The organism is Actinoplanes sp. NPDC051633 (genome assembly GCF_040681735.1).
GTDB lineage: Bacteria > Actinomycetota > Actinomycetes > Mycobacteriales > Micromonosporaceae > Actinoplanes.
The window spans coordinates 1-1,924 of record NZ_JBFAZH010001348.1 but is presented as its reverse complement, the minus strand read 5'-3'; the positions used below and the strand labels follow the sequence as shown (position 1 = coordinate 1,924).

Annotated in this window: 4 protein-coding genes; 2 read left to right on the top strand and 2 right to left on the bottom strand. The window is 65.3% G+C overall.

The features are described from left to right. Positions 1–155: 155 nt before the first annotated feature. Both AB0M20_RS40845 and AB0M20_RS40840 read right to left on the bottom strand, forming a co-directional pair. Positions 156–350 carry a DUF397 domain-containing protein gene (locus AB0M20_RS40845; protein ID WP_364306610.1) on the bottom strand — a complete coding sequence of 65 codons (195 nt, stop codon included), beginning with the start codon at positions 348–350 and terminating at the stop codon, positions 156–158. Next, positions 347–1,207, bottom strand: a complete 861-nt coding sequence (locus AB0M20_RS40840) for a helix-turn-helix transcriptional regulator (RefSeq protein ID WP_364306608.1) — start codon at positions 1,205–1,207, stop codon at positions 347–349. The genes AB0M20_RS40845 and AB0M20_RS40840 overlap by 4 nt, the downstream gene beginning before the upstream one ends. Positions 1,208–1,395: 188 nt before the next feature. Here AB0M20_RS40840 and AB0M20_RS40835 point away from each other — a divergent pair, with 188 nt between their 5' ends. Continuing rightward, complete coding sequence (locus tag AB0M20_RS40835) at positions 1,396–1,584, top strand: hypothetical protein (protein ID WP_364306606.1); 189 nt, start codon at positions 1,396–1,398, stop codon at positions 1,582–1,584. Then, positions 1,581–1,820: a hypothetical protein gene (locus tag AB0M20_RS40830; protein WP_364306604.1), complete on the top strand. Its 240-nt coding sequence runs from the start codon at positions 1,581–1,583 to the stop codon at positions 1,818–1,820. The genes AB0M20_RS40835 and AB0M20_RS40830 overlap by 4 nt, the downstream gene beginning before the upstream one ends. Positions 1,821–1,924 lie beyond the last annotated feature (104 nt).

Here is a 1,924-nt window from a genome sequence, read left to right as displayed (position 1 = left end):
CTACTGACTGACAGCTCAAGCCAGCCCCCGGCACGCCAACAGAACGAACGCTCGCCTGCTCCACCGTCGACCGCTAGCAGAGGCAACGTTCGGGAGCCCGAACCGAAAGAGCCCCGTCCCGACATCGCGTTGGGACGGGGCTTTCTCGTGTCCGGTTACAGGTCGAACTCGCCGTCCTTGACGCCGCCGACGAATGCCGCCCACTCGGCCTTGGTGTACCGGTGCGGGGCGAGGCTGCGGTCCTTGGTGTCGCGAACGTAGATGGCGTCATCGGTGATCGCCACCTCGACGCAGCTTCCGTTGCTGCCGGATCGGGTGCTGGTCTTCCATGGCAGGTGATCGAGATTCATGGTGCTCCTATCGCGGTGATCATTCTGAGCGAGGCTTGTGGGCTGAGTGCCTGTGCGATGAGCTGCTCGAAGTTGGCGCGGTACTGGCTGACCTCGGCGGGCTTTTCCAGGAACAGGTTGCCGGTCAAGGTTTCGATATAGACCAGCGCCGGGTCGGGATCCGGGAACTCCATCAGGGTGAACGCGCCACGTGATCCAGGGTGTGCGCCGGCATCGAACGGCACGATCTGCAGCACGGTGTCCTTGCGTCTGGCCATGGTGGCGAGGTGTTCCAGCTGTGCTTGCATCACGGTGTCGCCGCCGACCTTGCGATGTAGGACTGCCTCGTCGAGAACCATCCACAGGGCGACGTTCGCCTTGCCTTCAAGCGCCGCCTGCCGGCGTGCACGGACCTCGGCACGGCGCGCAACGTCCTCCTCGTCCAGGGTCGGATCAAGACCCCGAATCAGTGCACGTGCATACTCCGGCGTCTGCAAGAGGCCGTGCACGAAAGAAGGCTCGAAGCAGATCAGGCGGTTGGCCCCGGACTCGAAGCTGATGTAGGTCTGGTAGTCCTCGGGCAGCGCTTCCTCGAAGTCCGTCAGCCAGCCCAGCTCGCTGGACTTGGTCAGCAGATCGACGTACCTGGCCTGATCTTCGCGCTTGGTGACGCCGTACAAGTCGAGAAGGGTGAGAACGGTCCGTCGCTGCGGACGGTTCTTCGCCGTCTCCAGCCGCCACAAGGACGACGGATCCATGCGGGTGCGCTCGGCCGCCTGGTCGCGGCTGAGTCCGGCCTCCTCGCGCAGGCGTTGCATCTCCTGCCCGAGGCGACGCAACCGCACGGTGGGCGGCTTGCGTGCAGGCATGTCCGGCATCCCCTCGCTCCGTTCTCCTCAGTGTGCTACATGCACGCCCTGATGCATGCACAAGGGTTCGCTCGTGCATAGATGTCCGTGCAATCTTGCAAGTCCCGGTTAGTCCGTGCATGCTAGCTCACGAAGGGTTTGCACGATTGCGATCTTGAAGCGTGCGAGCGGACCGGTCGTCCGATTCGGAGGGTGCAATGCACAAGCGTCGGCGATGGTGGATCTTCAGGCTCGGGCGCTGCACGTGCGGGCTGACCTGGCCGTGCGTCGACCTCGCGCTCGAGAAGGTGCGCAGGCAGTACCCGGAGCGGTTCGGCGACCTCTCGCAGTGGAATGGGCCGACCGCCGCGCACCCCGTCCAGCACCGGGGGCGGCACGCGGCATGACCGCGCACACCCCGAAGCCGGACCACGACTGCGCCGCATGTGGTGAGCCGTGGCCGTGCGCGCCGGCCAAGGTGCAGCTCGCTGAGGAGTACTGGGGCAGGCCGACGGCGCTGGTGACCTACCTGCACATGCATTTCAGGGAGGCGGTCGGCAACGCCGCGAAGAGCCACGACTGGGCGAAGCTCGACAACTTGTACGACCGATTCCTGGGCTGGCGAGAGGGGGCAAGGCGATGACGCAGCCGGAGCAAGAGGTGCGCGTTTTCGCGCTGACCAGGGAGCGGGAGGTCGTGGGCTACGGGCTGGTCCTTCCCGATGGCTCTGCGTTCTCAGTGTCCTGG